Origin of the sequence: Aeromonas sp. HMWF014 (genome assembly GCF_963878295.1) — a bacterium.
Classification (GTDB): domain Bacteria; phylum Pseudomonadota; class Gammaproteobacteria; order Enterobacterales; family Aeromonadaceae; genus Aeromonas; species Aeromonas popoffii.
Genome location: NZ_CAWNYS010000569.1, coordinates 1 through 1,064, shown reverse-complemented (window position 1 = coordinate 1,064; position 1,064 = coordinate 1). Strand labels below are relative to the sequence as shown.

The following is a 1,064-nucleotide window of genomic DNA, read 5'->3' as shown; positions in this document are numbered from 1 at the left end:
GGCGGCGGCCACCCGGCAAGGTGCCCTGATCAAGGGCGGCGCCGCGCTGGAGCGACTGGCCCATATCGAGACAGTCGCGTTTGACAAAACAGGCACCCTGACGCTGGGCAAGCCGCAACTGACCGAGCTTGTTAGCCTCAATGGCCGACCGGAGGCCGAACTGCTGGCACTGGCCGCCGCCATCGAGCAGGGCTCCCACCACCCGCTGGCCCGGGCCGTGGTAGCCAACGCCAAGGAGCAGGGATTGAGCCTGCCCGCGGCTCAGGATCTGCGCGCCCTCCCGGGCATGGGGGTTGAGGGGCGCATCGACGGCACCCTCTGGCAACTGCTGGCGCCGAACCGGGTTGCCTCGCTGGACAATGCCCTCAACACACAGATAGCCACCCTGGAGCAGCAGGGCAAGACGGTGGTCGTGCTCGGCCAGCCGGGCTCAGCGCCGGCGGCCCTGCTGGCACTGCGAGATCAGATCCGGCCCGACGCAGCAGCGGCGTTGGCGGAGCTCAAGGGGCTGGGACTGCGCAGCATCATGCTGACCGGCGACAACCCCCGCGCCGCCGAGGCAATTGCCAACGAACTCGGCATGGGCTGGCGTGCCAGCCTGCTGCCGGAGGATAAGGTCGAGGAGATAGCCAAGCTGGCCACCAGCCAGAAGGTCGCCATGATAGGGGATGGCATCAACGACGCCCCCGCCATGAAGCGTGCCAACATTGGCATCGCCATGGGCGGCGGCACAGACGTAGCGCTGGAAACGGCCGATGCCGCCCTGACCCACAACCAGCTCGGTGGCATCGCCGCCATGATCCGCCTGTCGCGGGCGGCACTGACCAACATCCACCAGAACATAGCACTGGCGCTGGGGCTCAAGGCCATCTTCCTGGTCACCAGCCTGCTCGGCCTCACCGGCCTGTGGATTGCCGTACTCGCGGATACTGGCGCCACCGCGCTGGTGACGGCCAACGCCCTGCGCCTGCTACGCAAGCGCTAATCCAGCCCGCAAGCGAAGTACCCATATACAAGGCTCTGTCCCAATTACGTGTTGAAAGGCTAATCTTGAAGTAGGCCAT

General features: G+C 66.4%; 1 protein-coding gene. It reads left to right on the top strand.

The genetic code is table 11. The features are described from left to right. Nucleotides 1-985: HAD-IC family P-type ATPase (locus AAC083_RS21935; RefSeq protein ID WP_146181763.1), on the top strand; the 985-nt coding region annotated here is incomplete at its 5' end. Between the last annotated feature and the right edge of the window lie 79 nt (nt 986-1,064).